Annotated in this window: 3 protein-coding genes; 2 read left to right on the top strand and 1 reads right to left on the bottom strand. The window is 46.2% G+C overall.

Annotation, left to right across the window (positions count from 1 at the left end):
- Positions 1–1,678, top strand: a 1,678-nt coding sequence (locus tag VN105_RS20150) for an ATP-binding protein (RefSeq protein ID WP_325643550.1), incomplete at its 5' end; no start/stop codon positions are given.
- A gap of 5 nt (positions 1,679–1,683) precedes the next feature.
- Here VN105_RS20150 and VN105_RS20145 read toward each other — a convergent pair.
- The gene (locus VN105_RS20145) at positions 1,684–4,629 is read right to left on the bottom strand and encodes a PAS domain S-box protein (protein ID WP_325643548.1); all 2,946 of its coding nucleotides are present in this window, start codon (positions 4,627–4,629) and stop codon (positions 1,684–1,686) included.
- Between the two features lie 282 nt (positions 4,630–4,911).
- Between VN105_RS20145 and VN105_RS20140 the strand changes: the two genes are divergently transcribed.
- A complete protein-coding gene (locus VN105_RS20140; RefSeq protein WP_325643546.1) occupies positions 4,912–5,616 on the top strand; it encodes a porin family protein in 705 nt (234 codons plus the stop codon).
- Positions 5,617–5,645: the final 29 nt, after the last annotated feature.

The raw sequence follows: 5,645 nt of genomic DNA, 5'->3' as shown, positions 1-5,645 counted from the left end.
AAAAACAAAGATTACGCTGGGGGTATTATTCCTGTACATCATGCTGCTGGTGGTGAGCATACTGGGCTATTATTATCTGAACCGTTTGAATGAAAAGGCGAAGTTTATTCTTAAGGATAATTATGAATCACTGGAGTATTCGAAAAATATGCTGGTAGCTTTGGAAGATCTGCCGGCTCATCGTGCCGCTGCCATGCAGGCATTTTCCCTTAACCTCAGCAAGCAGCAGGCTAACGTAACCGAAAGAGGGGAAAAAGATGCGACTGAAGCAGTTACCCGCATTTTTGAGCTACTGCAAAAAGATTCTACTGTTGAAATAAGCGCTATAAAAAAGAATATTTATACCATCATGGATGTGAATATGGCGGCCATTGTGGGTAAAAACGAAAAGGTAAAGAAAACGGCGGATAACGCATTGCTGTATATTGCTATTATCAGCGGTCTGTGCTTTGTGCTGGGCTTTACTTTTGTTTATAATTTCCCGGGATATGTTGCCAATCCTATAGCTGCACTCACACAGGGAATAAAAGATATTGCCAACAAACAATATGGCAAAAGGCTCTATTTCAAATCCGGCGATGAGTTCGGCGATCTGGCGGCTGCCTTTAATACAATGGCCCAGCGGCTGGACGAATATGAACATAGTAACCTGGCGCGTATTGTGTTTGAAAAGCAGCGGGCAGAAGCCGTGATCAGCAGCCTGAAAGATGCCACCATAGGGTTTGATGTGAATAACGTGATCCTGTTTGCCAACACCCCTGCCCTGCAACTGCTGAACATGCCGGAAAAAGATCTTATAGGACAGGCGGCAGAAGAAATCTCTAAACGGAACGACCTGCTGCGTTTCCTCGTAAGCACAAACGAAAATGCACCGCTTAAGATAGTAGTGGACGGAAAGGAGTGTTTCTTTACCCGGGAAACAACGGATATCCGGCACGAAGAAAAACGTATAGGCTATGTAGTGATCCTCCGGAATATTACCACCTTCAAAGAGCAGGATATTGCTAAAACACATTTCATTGCCACTATTTCGCATGAGCTGAAAACCCCGCTGGCAGCGTCCGATTTCAGCATTAAATTATTGGAAGATGAACGCACAGGAGTGCTCAGCCCGGAACAAAAGGAACTGCTGGACAGCCTGAAGCAAGACAACCGCCGCATGATAAAAATTGTGAGCGAACTGCTGGATCTGTCGCAGGTAGAAAGTGGTAATATACAACTCCAACCCCAGCCGGTTACAGCCATGAACATTGTGCAATACGCCATGGACACTGTACAGAAACAGGCCGCCCAGCGGGAAATTACCATCCGCACACAGGTGCCGGATACTTTACCCAGGGTACTGGCCGATGTGGAAAAAACCGCCTGGGTACTGGTGAACCTGTTAACCAACGCTATCCGCTACTCCACCCATGGTGCTGATATAGACCTGGTAGTAACGCCCACCGGAACGGAAATGCTGTTATTCGCAGTACAGGATTACGGGAAGGGTATTCCCGAAGCTTTCAGGAGTAAAATTTTTGAAAGATTTTTCCAGGTACCGGGCATGAAGGGCCAGGGAAATGGGCTGGGGCTTGCCATTTCAAAGGAGTTTATTGAAGCCCAGGGAGGCATCATTGGCGTAAACAGCGAAGAAGGAAAAGGCAGCAGATTTTATTTCACCCTGCCGGAAGCATAAATTTTTTATGCCTGTTCAACATGTGCTTTTATAAGATGTGCATGACGGTAATAGATGGTCATAATTTCCTGCAGCCGGTCGGGGATACTATCCAGGTGCTCTTCCAGGCGGGCATCTCTTTCGATAGACAAGGCTACTTCCGATGCATAGGACATACCAGCCATGTTCAGGTTAAATTTCATCTGGTGCGCCAGTATATACAGTGCCTGCCAGTTTTTTTCCGCCAGCAGCTGGTTCATCTCTGAAAATTTTTGAGGAATGCTATCCAGGAGTTCTTCCAGCATTATTTTTACATGCTCTTTTTCGCCCGACATCATGCTGTATACAGCAGAAAAATTCAGTTCACTGAGTAATGGTACATCTGTGGTTTCCTCTTTTACGGGCGTGGTTTCCGGCGCCTGTTCGCCCAATCCTTTCAGGATCTTATGAAACAGGTCGGCGCGATCAAATGGTTTTGAAATATAGTCATTCATACCTGCCCCCAGGCAGCGGTCTTTTTCTCCTTTCAGTGCGGAGGCGGTCATTGCGATGATGCAAGTTTGAATGCCTTTCCGGCGTATGGCCTGTGTAGCCTGGTAGCCATCCATCCCCGGCATTTGAATGTCCATGATGATGCAATCGTATTGTTTACAGTCCAGCATGTCAAGGGCCCATTTGCCGCTGCTCACCACGTCTGTTCTGGCGCCGGCATTGCGTAGCGTATGAAATACCACCTGTTGGTTAATGTCGTCGTCTTCTACCACCAGTATGCTTTTTCCTTGTAATGGTTTTTCAATGTGGTGCAGGTGTCCTTTCTCATCTTTGCCGGTAATGTTTTCATTATTCCGTTCAAACGGCAGTTCAAAGTAAAAGGTAGCGCCTTCATTCAATTGGCTGTTTACCCGGATAAAGCCATGCTGCAATGTAATGAGTTCCTTTGTGATGGCTAGTCCCAGCCCGGTGCCGCCAAATTTTCGGGTATTGCCTGCATGTGTTTGCGAGAAGCTTTTAAAGATCAGTTCATGCTGTTCCGGATCGATGCCAATGCCGGTATCTTTTATTTCGAAGCCCAGGCGGAGTACATTGGCGCCTTCTTCCACCAGTGCTACTTTTACACTTACTTTCCCACCGGGTGTGAATTTTATGGCGTTCTCCACGAGGTTGGTGAGTATCTGTTGAAGGCGTACTTCATCTCCCAGCAGGGAAGCCGGGATATCTTTATCTATCTCATCAAAAAATGACAACCCTTTTTGTTGCGCCTGTATTTTCAGGGGGAAGAGGGCATTGTCTGTTACCTCGTAGATATCGAATGGTTCCCGGAGCAGCAGGAGTTTACCTGCTTTTATTTTTGAGAAGTCGAGGATTTCGTTGATGATCACCAGCAGGCGGTTAGCGGATGTTTTAATGGCGCCGGTGTATTCCAGTTGCAGGGGCGACAGCTGGCTTTGCTGCATCAGGAGGTTGATCATGCCAATAATACCGTTCATGGGCGTACGAATTTCATGGCTCATATTGGCGAGGAATATTTCCTGCGCGCTGATGGCTTCCTGCGCCAGGTTATTGGCATTTTCAATAGCGGCGATATAATTATTTTTCTCCGTAAAGTCCTGCCCTATGCCGCAGATGCCGATCATTTCGCCCTGTGCATTCCTGAGCGGGAATTTGGTGATGAGGAAGTGATAGGTTTTGCCATTCACCGTAAAACTTTCTTCTGATTTCACCCTGGCGCCGGTGGCGGCTACCTCCCGGTCAAGGCCGGCATACCGTTGTACCCATTCGTAAGGCAATTCCGCATCTGTTTTACCGATAATATCCTTTTTATCCACGCCGTGTACTTCGGAGAACCGGTTGTTCACAAGCAGGTATTTCCCCGGCATATCTTTTATAAACATCATCGACGGCATAAAGTCGATAATTGCGTCCAGCCGCTCCTGGAGGTACATTACCTGGTCTTCGTTCCTTTTCTCCTTATCAATATCCCTTACAATGCACTGGAACTCTTTTACCCGGCCATCGTCGCCATATACCAGGGCGGCCATTTGTTCTACCCATTTTTTGGCGCCCGACCTGGTAATGATTTCAAACTCCTGCGAGGTATAATCGTCGCCTGTTCTCACCTGGTTCATGTAAAATGCTTCCAGCCGTTTCCAGGTAGGTTCGTCCAGGAACATAGCGTAATGTTTGCCCACCAGTTCCGTATTGGTGTAGCCTGTCATTTCAGCGGCGCGCTTGCTCACATAAGTAAATGTGCCGTCTATCTGCGATTTGTAGAGGATCAGTTCTGTTTCTTCCGCCAGCCGCAGGAAAGATTGTTCTCTTTTGTACAGTTGGTTGTTTCTTCGCTTTTGCTTTTTGAACATCCGGTACAGGTAGCGCGATTCGCCCAGCAGCAGTACCAGGGTGAACAGGCTGATGGTGATGGTGGTCCAGAAGGAGTACAGGGTGTAACGGTTGTCTTTATCTATCCGTGCAATCAGTTTACTCCGGTTTGCCTGCATGAAATCATTTACTTCTTTTCTTACACTGTCGCGGAACAGGGCGTTTTCAGGTGCAATAACCAGTTGCCTGGCCAGCTCCGGCCGGGAGGAAGCCAGGGCAAGGATACGCTTGTTATAATTATTTTTTTTTTGGAGAAGAATACTGAAGTTGTCCAGTATTTTTTGGGAAACCGTATCCCCGGGCATACTGGCGGCAACGGACTTCAGGAGATGCTGCATACTGTCTGGCAGGGCAAGGCTGGCTGCTGGTATGGTTGCCTGGTCCATCATCAGCATATCGCGGATACTGCTGGTATAATTGTTATCCAGCATTGCCACATGTCTTACTTTATCGATCAGAAGGTTGGTTTGTATGATGTTTTCAGCAGCGCTCCTGCTTCTTTTTTTGACTACCCAGGCATAGTAAACAAAACCCATGAGCGCCATAAATACCACCAGGATAAGTACCAGAACCGTATTTGCAATTTTTTTCATGCGTACATTTTCAACGACTCTTTAATAGCGTTGGCAGGGGTTATGGGCGTAGTGATGGATTATTTATTCAAATTAGGATATTTTGCGGCAATATTGCTGTTCATCTTGTTCAGTATAACGTGAAGATCAGGAAAAGATTATGGTGGCCGATATCTGTTTTTCTGTTACTTTCGGCCTGTGAATGTATTATGGGGTGAATGTTTTTGCAATATTTTAACCAATTGTGTTACAATCATTCCATTATATTTGCCTAATATTCTTTTTCCTAAGTATGTATAATATATGAAGAAAATAATTTTTACCCTGGGTCTGATAGCTGTTTCTATTGGAGTTTTTGCACAGGATGGTGGCTCGCCGATGAATAAAGCGGTTAATAAAGTTACCCATTCCAACGACTTTTTGATGATACAGTTATCATACGATGGCTGGGCAGGTGCGCCTGACAGTATTAAGAGCGGCCTTAACAGGGGTTTTAATATCGCCCTGATGTACGACTTCCCGTTCAAGAAATCCAAATTGAGCATGGCAGCGGGTTTAGGCTTCAGCACCAGTGGCATATACCTGAAAGATCATACCATGGATATCCAGGGAAAACTGAACCCTAACCAGGTATCTTTCCCTACTTCCACTGCTAAAAAGAATAAAGTAGCCACCACTTATCTCGAAATTCCTATTGAATTAAGATACCGCAGCGTGCCGGATAATGCCAATAAGGGCTTTAAAGCTGCGATAGGTGTGAAAGTGGGCGCCCTGGTGGATGCTCACACCAAAATTAAATATACCGGGGCCAATGGCAGCAAGGATATCGATAAAGATGCCAACAGGGGATTCTTTAACCCATGGCGCTTTGCCGCTACGGCTCGCGTAGGTTATGGTAATTTTGCCCTGTTCGGCGCATATTCCCTGAACCCGTTGCTGAAAGACAATGCCAGCAATAACATGGATATCAGGCCTTACCAGATCGGTATCTGCTTAAGCGGATTGTAACAGCCTTACGGCTTTTATATAAAGAAAAC

The organism is Chitinophaga sp. (assembly GCF_035564935.1).
Classification (GTDB): Bacteria; Bacteroidota; Bacteroidia; order Chitinophagales; family Chitinophagaceae; genus Chitinophaga.
Note: the sequence above shows the minus strand (reverse complement) of the source record. Positions and strands in the feature narration are given on the sequence as shown.

Bases quoted from the DNA above. Each gene is read 5' to 3' on its own strand.
- VN105_RS20140 (WP_325643546.1), top strand. From the start codon at position 4,912: ATGAAGAAAATAATTTTTACCCTGGGTCTGATAGCTGTTTCTATTGGA.
- VN105_RS20145 (WP_325643548.1), bottom strand. From the start codon at position 4,629: ATGAAAAAAATTGCAAATACGGTTCTGGTACTTATCCTGGTGGTATTT.